The sequence below is a fragment of the Paenibacillus segetis genome, from assembly GCF_014639155.1.
Taxonomy (GTDB): domain Bacteria; phylum Bacillota; class Bacilli; order Paenibacillales; family Paenibacillaceae; genus Fontibacillus; species Fontibacillus segetis.
In genome coordinates this window covers 88,276-105,546 of sequence record NZ_BMFT01000006.1, presented here as the reverse complement: position 1 = coordinate 105,546, position 17,271 = coordinate 88,276, and the positions used below count along the sequence as shown (strand labels likewise).

The following is a 17,271-nucleotide window of genomic DNA, read 5'->3' as shown; positions in this document are numbered from 1 at the left end:
TAAACCATATGTATATTTTCCTTATTTATATGGATATTTCACGTATCAAAATAAGATTGTGCTAGAATACACTTAAGAGGTGACGAGGGTGAAATATTCTAGCATGTATCGTATTCCAGACGAAGATGACAAGGGAGCTCATGATCTAAGTAGCAATTTGATCGTTAACTCCGTCGGTTTCTACGAATACGAGGCATATTTTAAAATGACTCATAGGAAGGAGGGGCGTAAGGACTTTTACCTTGCGTATAATTATTCTGGACCGATGACAGTGCGTCGAAACGGGCAAGATCATATATTGGAACCCGGAAGCCTATTTATATATCGTCCATATGAAGAACAATACTATGGTCATTACGCCGAACAGAAATTCATTTCCTATTGGGTGCATTTTACCGGTTATGGAGTTGATGAGCTTCTACTTAACGCCAAACTTGCTGAAGATGGTCCTTTCTTTGTGGGAATTAATAATGATATAGCTGCAATATTCGAAGATATGATGAATGAACTACGTGATAAAAAAGCTAGCTATGAACTTGCTTCAGCCTCGCTTCTCTCTTATCTGCTAGCACTTATTTCAAGATTGATTGAACAGGGTTCCGATGTTAGAGCCAACAGCAACCGCGCTGAGATCTATGACACCATCAAATATATCCATGACAATTATGCGCAAGAAATATATGTGACCAAACTTGCTGAAATCGCGTATCTTAGCACGGATAGGTATACAACTTTGTTCAAAATTACGACAGGTACGACACCGCTGCAGTATATCAATAGATTTAGATTGGAGAAGGCATGTGAGCTCATGAAGCATACGCATTTAAATATTCAGCAGATTTCAAATTTAGTAGGTTTTGAGGATCAGCTGTATTTCAGCAGAATGTTCAAGAAGTATTATCATGTGACTCCATCTGAGTACCTTACTAGGTTTAATTAAATGAAGGAGGATTTTGGACGTGAATTTGCAATCATTCTGTGAAGGCATAAGACTTAACCCAGAAGCCAGACAGTTATTACTTGATTTTCAAAAGGATGAAGCAGGGTATCAACAACATAAGCAACAGTTTTACAACGATAGATTGTCTTTCTTTGACGCTGTTAAGCAGTCCTCAAATTATCGGCAGCTATTCTTATATTTATATGTCAGATTCGCTATTGACGCTTATGAAGAGTATGTTATCCGAGGCATCGAGGAGCAGATTTATTTTGACACGTTCTCAGATATAGGGCTGTGGTGCTCTAACTGTAAACGAGATTTTGGTGAATACGGTATTCAAGAATATGACTGGCTTTCAGAACATATCCAGTTACGGTTATTTAAGCTCGGAAGATTACAATTTCAACCTTGTGTCTTTGATCGCGAGTTAGAGGTAGAAGGTAAAAAGATCTCCAAACACCAAATTGTACTCGGTGTGCATATTCCATCAGGTGAATCTTTAGAAGCTCAACAAGTCGAAGAATCCTTTGAACGCGCAAGGGAATTTTTCAGGGGGATTACGCCGATATTCATTTGTAACTCATGGATGCTTTATCCGAACTTAAGCGAGGTATTACAGCCAAGCTCTAATATTATGCAATTCCAAAAGAAATTCTCCATCTATCAGGTGGATCATGAAGCGAGACAAGCCGAAGAACGGATATTTAATAAATTATGTTCTGACCCATCCGAATACGATGAGCTATCATCTTTGCAACGAAATGCGAAAGCTTATCTAATGGCTGGCAAGAAACTCGGTACCGGCTTTGGGATAAAAATTTGAAAAGAGAGTCAAGGTTAAGAACTCCTAATAATCATACTCTACATACCATGGGGCTATGAAATATGATAGGGTTGAGATTGCTAAATATTACATATTTCAGGGGGGAGCGCATGAGTATAAATCTACAAGAGTGGATTATTGAAGCGGATATTAGAAGTATGCAGACGGCTATGGAAACTGGTCAAATAAGCTCAGTGGATCTAGTTCAATTATATTTAGACCGAATTCATACCTATGATGTACAAATAAATTCGGTACTAGAAATCAACCCCGATGCTCTTCAAATCGCGCGAGATTTAGATAAAGAACGTATAGAACAAGGGAGCCGTGGAAGGCTTCACGGTATTCCTATTTTGTTGAAGGATAATATTGATACCCATGATAACATGCATACCAGTGCTGGCTCGGTAGCTTTAGCCCAGTCCATTGCAGCAAGAGATTCATTCGTTGCAATCAAGCTTCGAGAGGCAGGCGCCGTACTACTTGGGAAGACGAATATGTCGGAATGGTCCAATTTTATGTCTAGTTCGATGCCGGCGGGGTATAGCTCACGAGGTGGACTTGTTCTTAACCCGTATGGACCTGGGGAGGTATTCATTAGTGGATCTAGTTCTGGACCAGCGGCAGCTATAGCCGCAAATTTGGCTGCGGCATCAATAGGGACGGAAACGGCGGGATCCATTGTTGGTCCTGCATGTCAAAATTTCCTTGTAGGTATCAAACCTACTGTTGGATTAGTTAGTCGAGCGGGGATTATACCTATCTCTACTAGTCAAGATACTCCTGGACCATTAGCTAGAACTGTTACGGACGCAACTATTATTTTGGGTGCATTAACAGGTGTTGATGACAAAGATACGGCTACATCATCGAGCGAAAATCGTAGTTTTGTGGATTACACTCCATTTTTGGATGCTACTTTTTTACAACATGCAAGGATCGGTATTCCAAGACATTATTATAAGCATTTAGATAAGGATAGGCTTTCTATAATGGAAGCTGCGATTACGACCCTGAAAAACGAAGGTGCCACAATTATTGACCCTGTTACAATCCACGTTGAACATAATAATTGGAATAATGATGTTATCTGTTATGAGTTTAAGAAAGGTCTTAATGATTATTTATCACAATTAGCTGACTCCGTTCCGGTACATTCTTTGCATGAATTGATTGAGTATAATAACAATCATGCAGAAGTTGCATCCAGATATGGACAAGACACGTTAATTAGATCAGAAGGGTCAACATTAACAGAAGAAACATATATCCAGAAGAGGGAAGAATATAACGAATTAGCACTTACGCAAGGAATCGATTATGTCTTAGAAAAATATAGTTTAGATGCATTGTTGTTACCTGGTGATGTGGATGGTCTGTATATTGCTGCGCGGTTAGGGTATCCACTAATTACCGTCCCGGCAGGGTATTCCACAGAGGGAGTTGTTGACTCAGATGGTGATCATACGAAGGGCCCTTTCGGTGTAGTCTTCTCCGGTAAAGCTTATAGTGAGCCTACGCTTATAAAACTAGCCTATGGGTTTGAGCAAGCAACCCATCATCGTTTTCCTCCACACTTAGAATAGGTTCACTATATATGACACCAAAGAAACAACGCTTGGATGCAAATCCAAGCGTTTTTTAATGTCCATAGTAACATTTTTAAGCTAAAAACAAGTAAACGAACTAATTTGATTCAAATCAATCCCAAAGTACACCCATCGTCCCGCGAAAAATCTAAAACCGGCGACCGATCTAGGTCCGACAAAAATGGGGAAGAACCAGAAACTATCCCTATTTCTCAGCCAAACGTAAGTATTTCGGAATAAGCAACCGGCAATAGCTCCTGGGTCAACTGCAAAAGGTGATATCTGTGGTACAAACGAAGGGGGAGGAGCAGTTGGTGCCTGTTGTCCAATAGATCCTGGAGGTCCCGGAGTCCCCGGAGGTCCTGGTGGTGGGAAAAACTGTCCCATTGGTCCTTGAGATGGTGGTGGCGTAAATCCCATAAGATTTCACTCCTTATAAAGTGGGCTAAAACAATGTATGTTGGATTCAATTCATAGGTTTGGGCAGATGCCTAAATCATTACAATAATCATCTAAGCAGATGGTTATTTATAGCAGTTTAAATCATTGTTTGGATAAAAAAGTGGACGAGCCAAGCTGTTTAGGTTATGCTGTGATATACTTCACATTCTGTTGTTGTTTTTGTTAGTGAAAGAAGGGGGCATAACCGTGTTAAAAACAGTGAAATTTAAAACCCTAGTATCAAAGCTTATACTTCTTATTTTTATTTTGACTTTTGTTATGGGATATAATGCTCTATTTGGTGAGTCTAATTTACTCATGGGGGTGGCCATAATCACGGGGCTACTTATGTTTTTGAGCATGGACATAGGGATTAAAAAGATCCAAGCGACTCTGCTCCTTGCAATTTCATTCCCGATTATAGGAGTATTGTCGTATCTTTCCGGCATGAATCCAGTGCTGGGGTTAATCATTCACCTTGTGAGTATATTCCTTATTATGATGTTATTCTCAGAGAAGTTAGAAACAAAAGCATTTTTGCCTTTTATGCTTTGTTATGTTTTCGCTCAAGGTAACCCAGTCATATATTCCGAAATTAAGGTTAGAATATTTGGTTTGCTGGCTGGCGGTATCCTCATTGCCATTATTTATTACCTTAAGCACCGTAAAAGCGATGATTCGAATGCTATGAATCTACAGAGTATCTTTCGTCAACTTTCCAAATCTCCACTTCGTGTTGAATATGCCATTAAGATGGCGGTAGGTGTAAGCATCGGAATGTTGATTGGTGATCTATCTCATGCTCAGAAGGGGATGTGGATTAGCCTTACGATATTCTCGATCATGCAACCTCATTTTACACATAGCAAGGAGCGGGTAAAGCACAGACTAATGGGAAATCTCATTGGTGCTGCAGTATTTGTCGTTCTATTCATCATGTTGCCTCCACAATACAGCATGTTAGTCACGCTAGCTCTCAGCTATATTTATATGTTTGTTGTAGAATATCGTATTCAAATGATTTTTGTAACCATCAATGCATTAAGCGCCGCTCTCGTATTATTTGATTATTCTGTATCCATTCCTATGCGAATCAGCTTTATTATCCTGGGAGCTTGTATTGGAATCGGAATTAGCCTAATTAATCTAAAAGGTTTATTCGCAAGAAGAGGTAACGCTAGTAGTTAAGTTAATACAGCGCAATTAACTTTGTAGGTGGGATGGACACCATGAGCCTTGATGAAGTAAAAGTAGTACCATTCCATGTTAAAAGGTTTTCGACATAACCTAATGTGTCTGCATTAATTGTGCCAATAATTCGCTGCAAAGCGATTAAATCATAGCTCATGCTTTGTAAATCTGTAACAATCGGATATAGCCCACCTAGCGCAAGTACCTCACCTTGGACTGGACTTTTGAGTTTTCCATTATCATTGTAATATTGGGATAAATAATCGGCGCCTTTATTGCTTATATCTATTGTGAACAGCACATCTAACTGAGGACTTCCAACACTAACTTTGTAGAAGTCTTCATAATTCACATTAAACATATATTGACGATTATAGACTTCAGAATCAAACAATTCACGTAGATCATTATCTCTGAAGGAATAGATATAAGCACTAATGTATCCTCCGCTTCCTCCTGAATCAATACTTACTAAAATATCCGCTACATGATCCTTATTAAAATCCCCAAGGAATAACCTCGCATTATATCCGGCGTTATTCTTAAGACTAACCACTGTTTTTTGGTGGGAGTACCCGTCTTGAATAACAAGGGTAATATGATCAGCAAAGATGGCTGAGGCTCCACCCTGCTTATTGCCGTATAAAAATACGGTATCCAATATCCCATCCCCATTAATGTCAGCTTGCTTCATGTCCAATAAGAAATTGGTATTAGGCATCGTATTCATTCCCATTCTTTGATGGGGGTATTCGTAGAATTGCCAGCTCATTGCAGGACCTCCATATACGGTGTACATATTTTTCTTCATCATACGCAGATGCCCAGGAGAGGGTGCTGCTTTTTCTTATGCTCTCATATTTAAGGTTTCTGTAAGGTTCACATTAAAAGGGTGTAAGACGGACAAATTATAATAGCCTTAACAAGAGTTAACAGGAGGTACTAATGAGACCCATATTAAAGGCTGTAAATGTTCAAAAAGTATATGGTGGTAAAGGCAACGTATACAAAGCGTTGGAGGATATTCATATAGAGATTCAACAAGGTGAGTTTGTTGGAATCATGGGCCCATCGGGTTCTGGGAAATCAACATTACTCAATATACTGTCCACAATTGATACACCTACTTCAGGTGATGTCATTATTGATAATCAGAACATTATCCAAATGAATGAGGAACAATTATCAGATTTTCGCCGCAATAAATTAGGTTTTATTTTTCAAGACTACAACCTACTGGATACGTTAACTGTTAAGGAAAATATCTTGCTACCACTAGCCTTGTCGAAGGTACCTGCAAAGGAAATCGAACAACGGGTTAATGAAATGGCGGATACCTTTGGAATTCGGGAAATTCTAAATAAATATCCATACCATATCTCTGGAGGTCAGAAGCAAAGAACAGCAGCCTCAAGGGCGATTGTGGCAAATCCAAGTCTAATCCTGGCCGATGAGCCAACGGGTGCACTGGATTCGAAATCTGCTACTAGTTTATTAGAAAGTTTGAGCACGTTAAACGAAGGGAAACAAGCCACCATTATGATGGTGACCCACGATGTATATGCGGCGAGCTTCTGTAAACGGGTTTTATTTATTAAAGATGGCAGGCTGGTTACGGAACTTCATAAAGGACAATTGCAACGAAAGGAGTTCTTTCAAAAGATATTAGACATCCTCGCTTCGCTCGGAGGTGGTGATCATGACGTTATTTAGTATTGCTAGTAAAAGTATAAAGAAGAATTTCAGTAATTATTTTCTCTACTTTGCTTCGATGATATTTAGTATTGTGATTTACTTTGTATTCGTTTCGTTGAAGTACGATACAACAATTCAGGCTACATCTGAGGCGTCGCCTAAAATTAGTTCCGTATTTAGTGGAGCGGCGTTTGTATTAATTATTTTTGTAGCTATTTTTATTTGGTATTCCAACTCGTTCTTTACACGTAAACGTAAAAAAGAAGTCGGGTTATATTCTCTACTTGGAGTTCGTAAGAAACAAATCGGTCGCATGCTTTTTTATGAGAACTTTATCATGGGATTTTTAGCTCTCATTGTGGGTATTGTACTCGGTTCGGTATTGTCGAAGTTTTTTGTGATGATTTTAATGAACGTTATGGGCTATGAAGTGATGACGAACTTCACCATTTCATTTGCAGCGATTGTAAACACGATTGTTGTATTCACGATCATTACGCTTGTTACATCGTTCCATGGATATCGTTTAATTTATCGTTTTAAATTAATCGAACTTTTCCAAGCAGACAAAGAAGGAGAACGAGAGCCACGAGGATCTTTTATCATCGCTTTGTTATCCGTCGTATTCATAGGGATTGGTTATGGACTTGCGCTCCAGGACATGTTGGATTCTAAGTTGTGGAGAACAATGGGTTTAATGATCACTCCGCTTGTTATCTTAATCACCGTGATCCTGGGGACGTATTTCTTATTTAGTAGTTTGACAGTGTATTTATTGAAGGTATCCAGAAAAAACACAAAGAGATATTGGAATGGAATTAACTTGATCGGCACCTCCCAGCTATTATTCAGAATCAAAGGAAATGCTCGGACATTAACGATTATCGCCGTGCTTAGTGCTACGACATTAACAGCAGTCGGCACAGCCTATAGTTTGTATTACAACAACAGAAGTAATGTTGAGATGGCCGACCCGAGTAGCATGATGTTTATTGAGGGAGATAATAATGAGGATGCAAAAGTAAAAGACATAATCATTAATAACAGAGATCATGGGCTGGTCTATCATGAGACGATACCAACGCTTCAGATAGATGCAGATGTAACTAACTTAAATAGTCTATTTTCAAGTGATGAGATGATCTATACCGTCATTTCAAACCGTGATTTTAATAAATTAGCTACATTACAATCCAGAAATGACACGCTATCGTTAGAAGCAAATGAAGCAGCTGTGTTAGATGCCGGCTACAACGAAAAGTTCTCACCTGCATATGTCGGATCAACAGTTTCTTTACAACTGAATGATCGCGATGAGGATATTACATTTAAGGTTTTGAAGAAGTTTAATGTACTCAATCTAAGAACTGCTGGCGCTACTATTGTTGTCAGTGATGAACTATTTACCGACTTGAAACAAGAAACAACCCTACAGAATATGGTTGCATATAAAATCACCAAAGAAGATCATGCAAAGCAACTAACAGAACAAATTCAAGCGATCATGCCAGAGCAAGCTAACTTTTCTAGCTTCTATGAGGATTATGCTGCCGGCTTAGAATCCTCAGGGCTAATGATTTTTATGGGGGGCTTTTTAGGACTCGTATTCCTTACGGCGACAGGTAGCATTATCTACTTCAAACAATTAACAGAAGCCAACTCAGACAAAGAGCGGTATGAGATTTTACACAAAATCGGTGTGAATAAAAAAGAAGTAAAACGAACCATCGCTAAGCAAATGTTATTTATTTTTGGCCTACCTTTGATTGCTGGTATAGCTCATTGTGCGGTGGCATTGACGGCTTTTTCAAGGATGTTACAGATGAACTTAGTTATTCCTGTGATGATCTGCATGGGAGTTTACACAGGTATCTATATCGTTTATTACTTCTTAACTGTACATGCTTACTATAAAACCGTGACGACAACTAACTAAATAAATGAATGTGAGGGAGCAACCCATGAAAAAGATAATCATAGCTGTATCAACAATCATCGTAGTGGTCGTTGGACTACTGGTCTTCATGCAAAATGTTAATTTAAACAGGCTAGGTGCAGATAATTATTATGTTCAGATTAAAGGTGGGGGAGAAAAGATAGAAAGTAAATCAGATCGTGGGGAGAAGTTTGTGACGTATGAATATACTTTACCCGCCTATAATGAAGCAGGAGAAGAAAAAGTATTTACATTTACAAGTAGTAAACAGCTTCGTGAAGAAGCGTATCTAAACTTATTTGTGAAGGACAGCAAAGGCGTAACTTCCTATCAAGAGGTTCAGAAAGAGGAGATTCCGAATAAAGCGAAGGAAAAATTAGAAGGCACCACTTGAACAAGTGTGACGAAGGACTTAGTTATCCTAATCAAAGATAACTAAGTCCTTATTTTGATTAAACTGGTGATCTGTGCATTATACTAACATTACGACAGAGAAATTTTCAGGGGAGGAGTCATTACATGTCGCTAAAAGACGCAAAGGTTCTGATTATAGATGATGAAGAAGATATTTTAAGGATTTTGAATACTGTATTAACCAAAGAAGGAATAGATCATGTGTATACGTCGACAACCGTACAAGACGGATTAATTCAATTTAGGCAGACACAACCTGACATCGTTTTATTGGACATTATGCTGCCTGATGGAGAGGGATACGATGTTTGTAAACAGATAAGAAGCATCTCTAATGTGCCAATTTTGTTCTTGTCTGCAAAGACGGAGGAAATTGATAAGATTCTCGGATTTGCTATTGGTGGAGATGACTATATTGTAAAGCCATTTAGCCCTAAGGAAGTTGCTTATCGTGTAAAGGCACAATTGCGTAGAGCTGAATATGTTCAGACCGATAAAGAAGATAACCTATTGAAAGTAGGTCCCTTCGAATTAGATGAGCAAAGAGCAGAATTCAGAAAGAATGGGGAGACCATTGAGCTAAGGCCAAAAGAACTTGGATTAATCACGTATCTGCTTAAGAATGTGAATCGGATTATAAGTAAAGAGAGCCTATGTGAGCAAGTGTGGGGGGAGGACTTTATAGGTTTTGATAATACGGTCATGGTACATATCCGCAGGTTGAGGGAGAAAATTGAGGTGCAGCCTTCAGATCCAGAGTATCTAATTACAGTCAAAGGCTTAGGTTATAAACTAGTTGTAAAGGACGATTAAACCATGAAGTGGTGGCTAACCGGAAGATATTTATTATCTGTTGTTTTAGTTGTCATATTAGTGCTTGTGATAAATATTGTGCTTGTGGTGGGTTTACTTGTGGCCCAGACCACGGCTAAGAAACCTATTTTGTTTAACAACAGGGAGATATCTGCAGAAGCATTTACGACAGGGTTCGGTGATCATATAACGACGGTTCATGGTTATGTGGTAATTAATGAACAGGGAAAAAAGGAGCTTGAAGCAAAAAATGCCTGGATACAAATATTAAACGAAAACGGCAGAGAAATATATAGTTATCGCTTGCCGAAGCAGGTACAGAAGAAATATACACCTCTAGATGTGATTCAAATGTACAAGTATAAGGAAGTTGATGGGAAAACCACAGTTTTTGTTAGTGGAAAAGAAATAAATCAAACCTATTACAGCTACTTTATTGGAATTGCTGATCCAAACATCGGTAAATATGTTTTGTCATATGATTATCGGGATATTTTCCATGTGTTCAAAGTAGGTGGGCTTCTGTTTATCATTATTGATGGATTAATTGCTGTATTGATCGGGTATTTTTTCAGTAAAAGACTTGCTAAGCCAGTAAACTCGATCATTGAGGGGATCAAGAGGTTGGCCAATAAAGAATATAATTTAAATTATGAGCCTAAAGGAATCTATAAAGATGTTTTTTATAATGTTAATTATTTATCTAATGAACTCAGGGTGAATGAAAATGAGCGTAAAAAACTAGATAAAATGAAGGAAGAGTGGATTTCGAATATCTCTCATGATATCAAAACGCCATTAGCTTCGATTCAAGGCTATGCAGAAATGATGAAGGATGCAGAATACCATTTTTCATTAGCGGAAATGATGGAATACGCTGGAATTATTGAAAGTAAATCATTATATATAAAAGAAGTTATTGAAGATTTAAACTTAACTACTAGATTGAAGAGTAAAGAATTAACTTTGAACACCAAGACGATCAACCTGGTAACTCTATTACGGAATACTGTGATCGATATTCTGAATGACGCCAAGTATTCCGACCGCGACATTGAATTTCAGTGTAATCAAGAAACGATTCTGTTCGATGCTGATGAGATTTTAATTCGTAGAGCCATTAACAATTTGATCTATAATGCGATTGTTCATAATGATAACCATGTAAAAATTGTTGTTCGTATTGAAAAGAAGGAACAGATCCACATTACAATACAAGATGATGGAAAAGGGATTCAGAAACAAGAAGTCGATCGGATTTTTGATCGCTATTATCGGGGAACAAACACAGGCGAGTTACATAAAGGTTCCGGACTCGGCATGGCGATTGCAAATGATATTATTCAAGCACACAATGGAGAGATCAAGGTGAATAGTATCCTTGGTCATGGGACAACAATTGAGATTAAATTATAAAACAAGTTCTAGAACGGTTTCTAAGGCTATTTTTCGTATGGGACGTCAAATTTGATCTATAAGAGGTAAAAATATGACCTGTCTAAGGTCAGTATTCATCCTAGGATTTTGCATTGATTACTCTATATTAGATGCAAGATGCTAAATTATTGAACAGATTGTCTCAGGGGTGAAATTATGGGTAATAAAAACTGCAAATTAATAGAGAAACAACCTGCGGGTGTTTGGACAGAGGCATTTCCCATCGGCAATGGACGTTTAGGTGGCATGGTCTTCGGTGGTGTGCAGAATGAACGAATCCAGTTAAATGAAGATTCGATATGGTACGGGGGTCCCCAAGGGAATGACAACTCGGCCTCAGTAGGAAAGCTGGAGGAAATCAGAAGGCTGCTCCAGGAAGGCAAACCACAGGAGGCCGAAAAGTTAGCCTTGCTGAACATGACAAACGCACCACATTATTTTGGCCCATATCAGCCATTAGGCGATTTATTGATCAACATTGAAGGTGCAGAGACAACGTCTCATTATCAGCGCGAACTGGATATTCAGACGGGTGTGGCTTCAGTTAAATATAAGATAGGAACTATTCAGTATAGTAGAGAAGTCTTTTCAAGCGCAGTCAGTCAAGTTATGATCCTACATTTGACGACTTCACAACCAGGTGCTCTTTCATTGACAGCCCGGCTGAGTCGTAGGCCCTTCGAGGGAAAAATGGGTAGAGAAAGTGGCAACATACTCACATTGAAGGGCCAGTGCGGACCGGATGGAATAAATTATGCAGCAATATTAAAGGCAGTCGTTGATGGGGGTGAGACCCAGGTGATTGGAAATTATTTGGATATTGACCAAGCTAGTTCCGTTACCCTCATCCTCGCGGCACAGACCTCTTTCCGATATAGCGACCCTTACAGTGAAGCACTACAACAGGCAGATCATGCAGCTTCAATACCGTATGCAGAGCATAAGAAATTGCATGTTCAAGATCACCGTAAATTATTTGATAGAGTATCATTGGAACTAGGCGCCGACGACAATCAAGACCTCGAAGAAATGCCTACTTCTGATCGGCTTTTGAGTTACAAGAAGGGGAATATCGATCAGGGACTTGAGGCGCTATTCTATCAATACGGGCGTTATCTGCTGATTGCAAGTTCGAGACCTGGCAGCCTACCCGCCAATCTGCAAGGGATATGGAACGAAAGTTTCACTCCGCCTTGGGAATCTGATTTTCATTTGAATATCAATTTACAGATGAATTATTGGATCGCGGAGACGGGCAATTTACCGGAATGTCATGAGCCGCTATTCGATCTAATTGATCGTTTAGTAGTGAACGGACGGGATACAGCGCACAAATTATATGGTGCAAGGGGATTTGTGGCCCATTCTACAACTAATATTTGGGCGGAAAGCGGGATTTTCAGCGCATGGGTTCCGGCCATTTTTTGGCCTACAGGCGGTGCCTGGCTTGCACTGCACTTATGGGAGCACTACAAATACAACGATTCGGAATCATTCTTGCGTGAACGAGCATATCCGGTACTTAAAGAAGCTGCATTATTCTTCTTAGACTATTTAGTCGAAGATGGGAACGGTCAGCTTGTAACTTCACCATCTCTATCCCCAGAGAACAGTTATGTTACAGCAGGTGGGGAGATTGGTGCGCTATGTGCCGGACCGTCTATGGATTCTCAGATAGTATATGCTATATTTACCGCCTGTATGGAGGCATCAGAATGTCTTGACCTTGATCAATCATTTCAGCATGAATGTATGAAAGCTCGGGGCAGGCTTCCTAAGCCGCAAATCGGTCGTCATGGACAGATCATGGAATGGTCAGTTGATTATGAAGAAGCGGAGCCTGGTCATCGCCACATTTCACATTTATTTGCCTTACATCCGGGTGAACAAATTTTACCTCATCGGATGCCGGAATTAGGAGCAGCTGCGCGAGTGACTCTTGAACGGAGGTTGGCGCACGGAGGTGGCCATACCGGGTGGAGTCAAGCCTGGATCGCCAATTTTTGGGCCCGGCTGGGTGATGGTGATAACTCGTATAACAGTCTGCATGATCTATTATGCAAAGCTGTGCATCCGAATTTATTCGGCGATCATCCACCGTTTCAGATTGATGCCAATTTTGGAGGAGCAGCCGCAATTCAAGAGATGCTCTTGCAGTCGCATGGAGGCGAACTCCGCTTGTTGCCTGCACTTCCTTCTGGATGGACCTCAGGTATTGTTAAAGGGTTGCGCGCCAGAGGTGGATATATCATTGATATCGAATGGGCGGATAGTGTTTTACAAGAAGCGAAGATTTATACAGAGTCTGAAAGAGGGTGCGCGATTTATAGCGAGGTGCCACTTGAGATTCGTGGGCCCGAAGACAAACCAATAACGGTTAATAAGATAGAGAGCACTTATCATTTCATTATTCCAGCAGGAGCAATGTACCGAATCAGCAAAGTAAAAGCACATATTTGATAAACCGAGGGCGCTCCGCCCTCATTTTTCATTTGATCACATGCTGCACAAAAAAAGTCAAAATTTTGCACATTCCTACTAAAATTTAAACCTATTAAGATAAAATATGTCTGCTATGATGAACCTTAATCAATGATCAAGTGGATGGGGGATATCATCATGTGGAAAAATGCAATTGATGACGCTATTACCAAGACATTAAGAAATATAGATCGGTTCGGTGAGAAATTTCCTCACGTGAGTCGGGGCGGTAATTATGAATTGAATGATAATAATGACTGGACTAACGGATTTTGGACCGGAATGCTCTGGTTATGCTACGAATATACCAATGACGAACGTTTTCGAAATGCGGCAGAGAAATCGGTTGCTAGCTTTCAAAGGCGTCTGCAAGATCACGTAGTACTTGATCATCATGATATCGGGTTCCTATATTCGTTATCCTCCAAAGCACAATGGATTGTGGAGAAGGACGAATCCGCTCGCCAATTGACGCTGCAAGCAGCCGACGTACTTATGAATCGATGGCGTGAACCAGGTCGCTACATTCAAGCTTGGGGGCAGAAGGGAGATGCTAAGGAGGAAGGGCGGATTATTATTGATTGTCTGCTGAACCTTCCACTGTTGTACTGGGCGAGTGAACAGACAGGTGACTTAGCATATCGGGATGTTGCTATAGCTCAAGCGGAGAAATCAAGACGCTACCTCGTTAGAGGGGATGACAGCTCTTATCATACATTCTTCTTCAACCCGGAAACGGGAGAACCTATCGGAGGGGCGACGCATCAAGGTTATACGAACGGATCAACCTGGACGAGAGGGCAGGCCTGGGGCGTATACGGATTCGCGCTCTCTTATCGATATACGAAGGATCCCTTGTTCTTGGAATCCTCCAAACGTCTTGCTCGGTACTTCCTTGAACATTTACCAGAAGACGATGTAGCTTACTGGGACTTTAATGCCCCTGTGACGGCAGATACTTACCGGGATAGCTCAGCCTCTGCGATTGTAGCATCTGGTCTACTGGAACTGTTATCCCATTTGGATGAGCAGGATCAAGACCGTAACTACTTCCAGGAAATGCTTACGAGGTCGATGACATCACTTGTTCAGCGATACGCCACGATTGGGGAAGAAGATGCAGAGGGACTACTCAAGCATGGCTCGTATTATGTGCATGGAGGGTTATCACCTGATGATTATATGATCTGGGGCGATTACTACTATCTGGAAGCCTTGATGCGTCTTGAAAAAGGGATAAGAGGGTATTGGTATGAACGTTAACAATACGGGAGATTGTTATCAGGACGAAGTATTCTCTGTCTTTTCGTTGCTTCATCTGGAGAAGCCTGAATTAACTGATGTAGCTCAAGCGGTTAGGCAGAATCGCTATGAAGATGCGCTGAATGCCTTGCATCGGTATTATATGGAGCGTCATATTCCTGGCAACCGATGGTCACAAGAGGAAACTGCACAAATTACCGATTACGTCAAAGAGTATTGGTCGGATGAAGTCGCTATGGTCATGAAGACGGCGGATGAAGTCGTTAACCAGACATTTCTGTTCCAGTTCCCATGGGATATGGAGCGGACGCAGGTTCCAGTTACGTTCGATGGAGCAATTGACTGGAACTACATTCCTGATGTCGATCCCGAATGGGCGTACATGCTGAACCGGCATCGCTACTGGATTGCTCTTGGCCAGGCTTACGCCATGACCGGAGATGATAAATATTCGGCGGCGTTATGCCGCCAGCTTGAAGATTGGATCGATCGCAACCCGAAACCGAGCGAGCCTACCAGCGATACGCTTAACTGGCGTACGATTGAAGCGGGTCTTCGCGGCAGCAACTGGATCAAGACGCTGCGTTATGTGTGGGAATGTCCGCAACTCACGCCTACCTTGCTGGCTAAATTGCTGATCTCCTTGTCGGAGCACGCCCGATACCTGGCGGACGCATTTACAAGCTGGAAGCGGATCAGCAACTGGGGCGTCCTGGAGACGAACGGCTTGCTTCCGATTGCCTTAACCTTTCCTGAACTGCAGGGTTCCGAGCAGTGGTGCAGCCTGGCTGAAGAGCGCCTTGGAGAGACGGCGCGTATTCAGGTTATGGCAGATGGAATTCACTGGGAGCAATCGCCAACCTATCATCATGAGGTGATGTGCTGCTACCTCGATTGTCTTTATTTTGCCGAGCAACATGGGATTAAGCTGGACGGGGATTTCCGTGGTAAAGTACATGAGATGGCCATGGCTTCCCTGTACTGGGCTAATCCTAGCCATAGGCAGCCTATGTTTGGCGATAGCGATGATAATGACATTCGTTCGTTATTGACGTATGCAGCTGTTCTGTTTAAAGACGAAATGCTTCGCTTCGGCGCTAATCAGCGTATGGACTATGATAGCGCATGGCTGCTTGGCATGGAAGCAATCAGAAGCTATGAGAGCTTGACTCCTACGGAGCCAACGGACACTTCTCACGCCTTTATCCACTCCGGGCATTATGTGATGCGTTCGGGCTGGAGTGAGCAGGATCTGTATCTGTACTTCCACTGTGGGCCGCAGGGCGGTGGACATGGGCATGCGGATATGTTGCATATTGACCTGCACGCCTACGGAAAGGAATTTCTGACGGATCTCGGCAGATACAACTACAGTGACCATACACCGCTCCGACGTAAGTTAAAAGAAGGCGCAGCCCATAATACGACGACAGTCGATGGTATTGGATTTACAGATATTATCGACACTTGGGGTTTTCATCGCATTGCTGGGCCGTCAGGCAGCAAATGGATCAGTCGCCCTACCTACGACTATGTCGAAGGCAGCCATGATGGCTACCTGCATTTAGACGATCCAGTGTTTGTGAATCGGAGAATTATTTTTATCAAGCCGCATTACTGGCTGCTCGTCGACCGTTTTCAAAGTAAGGGACAACATCAGTTCAAGCAGCATTTCCACTTCGGATCGGGTGTCATTGGACTAGAGGAAGGCTCGCAAATCTGTCGTACACAAAATGAAGGGGAAGCGAACCTGCTCATGATCCCGGTTCAGCGTGAGGGGCTACAGGCCGAAATCTCCGAGGGCGTCATTTCTCGTGAATATAATTTGTTGGAATCTAACCATCAAGTGACTTATTCACGGAGCGGAAGCGGAATGACATCGATGATGCAACTGCTCTACCCGCTGCGTCCTGGCGAGTCGCAAGCCCCGCAAGTAAGCAAGATTCCTGTGTTCCGTCATACCGGTGAACAGGTAGATGATGCACAGGCCGAGGCTTGCCGGATTGTCCATCCTGACTTAGGCACGGAGCATATCCTAGTGATCAGTCATAAGGTACCGTCGGGTCACTATGATTCCTATGTCGTAGACGGCGTACAGATTTTCGGGGAGGTCGTGCTTATTACGAGTTCTGCCGATAAGAGCAAAATAAAGATAAAGGTCATTAATTAATGAATGCTGATGGGATGGTAAACTGATAAAATAGAAATGAGAGTTCAATACACTACATATAGAAGAAAAAGAGTGAGA

General features: G+C 41.4%; 14 protein-coding genes. 12 read left to right on the top strand and 2 right to left on the bottom strand.

The window, feature by feature from the left end; translation table 11 throughout:
• The first annotated feature begins 88 nt into the window (after window positions 1–88).
• The 3 genes from IEW05_RS24170 (at window position 89) to IEW05_RS24160 (ending at window position 3,349) form a co-directional block, all read left to right on the top strand.
• The gene (locus tag IEW05_RS24170; protein ID WP_188542444.1) at window positions 89–940 is read left to right on the top strand and encodes a helix-turn-helix transcriptional regulator; all 852 of its coding nucleotides are present in this window, start codon (window positions 89–91) and stop codon (window positions 938–940) included.
• A gap of 19 nt (window positions 941–959) precedes the next feature.
• On the top strand, window positions 960–1,763 hold the full coding sequence (locus IEW05_RS24165) for an acyltransferase domain-containing protein (RefSeq protein WP_188542443.1): 804 nt from the start codon (window positions 960–962) through the stop codon (window positions 1,761–1,763).
• Window positions 1,764–1,873: 110 nt separating this feature from the next.
• Window positions 1,874–3,349 (top strand): amidase family protein, encoded by a 1,476-nt coding sequence (locus IEW05_RS24160; protein WP_188542442.1) that lies wholly within the window; start codon window positions 1,874–1,876, stop codon window positions 3,347–3,349.
• Between the two features lie 81 nt (window positions 3,350–3,430).
• Here IEW05_RS24160 and IEW05_RS24155 read toward each other — a convergent pair whose 3' ends face one another.
• The gene (locus IEW05_RS24155; RefSeq protein WP_188542441.1) at window positions 3,431–3,772 is read right to left on the bottom strand and encodes a collagen-like protein; all 342 of its coding nucleotides are present in this window, start codon (window positions 3,770–3,772) and stop codon (window positions 3,431–3,433) included.
• Window positions 3,773–4,153: 381 nt separating this feature from the next.
• Here IEW05_RS24155 and IEW05_RS24150 point away from each other — a divergent pair, with 381 nt between their 5' ends.
• Complete coding sequence (locus IEW05_RS24150; RefSeq protein ID WP_194434163.1) at window positions 4,154–4,981, top strand: FUSC family protein; 828 nt, start codon at window positions 4,154–4,156, stop codon at window positions 4,979–4,981.
• A 1-nt stretch (window position 4,982) separates the two neighbouring features.
• On the opposite strand, the gene IEW05_RS24145 is transcribed toward IEW05_RS24150, so the two are convergent.
• Window positions 4,983–5,756, bottom strand: a complete 774-nt coding sequence (locus tag IEW05_RS24145) for a YybI family spore inner coat protein (RefSeq protein ID WP_229753728.1) — start codon at window positions 5,754–5,756, stop codon at window positions 4,983–4,985.
• A 173-nt stretch (window positions 5,757–5,929) separates the two neighbouring features.
• Between IEW05_RS24145 and IEW05_RS24140 the strand changes: the two genes are divergently transcribed.
• The 8 genes from IEW05_RS24140 (at window position 5,930) to IEW05_RS24105 (ending at window position 17,193) form a co-directional block, all read left to right on the top strand.
• A complete protein-coding gene (locus IEW05_RS24140) occupies window positions 5,930–6,697 on the top strand; it encodes an ABC transporter ATP-binding protein (RefSeq protein ID WP_188542439.1) in 768 nt (255 codons plus the stop codon).
• A complete protein-coding gene (locus IEW05_RS24135) occupies window positions 6,684–8,615 on the top strand; it encodes an FtsX-like permease family protein (protein WP_188542438.1) in 1,932 nt (643 codons plus the stop codon). The genes IEW05_RS24140 and IEW05_RS24135 overlap by 14 nt, the downstream gene beginning before the upstream one ends.
• Window positions 8,616–8,640: 25 nt before the next feature.
• Entirely contained in the window at window positions 8,641–9,009 is a 369-nt protein-coding gene (locus IEW05_RS24130) for a YxeA family protein (RefSeq protein ID WP_188542437.1), read from the top strand.
• Window positions 9,010–9,134: 125 nt separating this feature from the next.
• Window positions 9,135–9,842, top strand: a complete 708-nt coding sequence (locus tag IEW05_RS24125; RefSeq protein WP_188542436.1) for a response regulator transcription factor — start codon at window positions 9,135–9,137, stop codon at window positions 9,840–9,842.
• Window positions 9,843–9,845: 3 nt separating this feature from the next.
• Window positions 9,846–11,258: a sensor histidine kinase gene (locus IEW05_RS24120; RefSeq protein ID WP_188542435.1), complete on the top strand. Its 1,413-nt coding sequence runs from the start codon at window positions 9,846–9,848 to the stop codon at window positions 11,256–11,258.
• Between the two features lie 177 nt (window positions 11,259–11,435).
• Complete coding sequence (locus IEW05_RS24115) at window positions 11,436–13,739, top strand: glycoside hydrolase family 95 protein (RefSeq protein WP_188542434.1); 2,304 nt, start codon at window positions 11,436–11,438, stop codon at window positions 13,737–13,739.
• Between the two features lie 159 nt (window positions 13,740–13,898).
• Window positions 13,899–15,023, top strand: a complete 1,125-nt coding sequence (locus tag IEW05_RS24110; protein ID WP_188542433.1) for a glycoside hydrolase family 88 protein — start codon at window positions 13,899–13,901, stop codon at window positions 15,021–15,023.
• Window positions 15,013–17,193: an alginate lyase family protein gene (locus IEW05_RS24105; RefSeq protein WP_188542432.1), complete on the top strand. Its 2,181-nt coding sequence runs from the start codon at window positions 15,013–15,015 to the stop codon at window positions 17,191–17,193. The genes IEW05_RS24110 and IEW05_RS24105 overlap by 11 nt, the downstream gene beginning before the upstream one ends.
• Window positions 17,194–17,271: the final 78 nt, after the last annotated feature.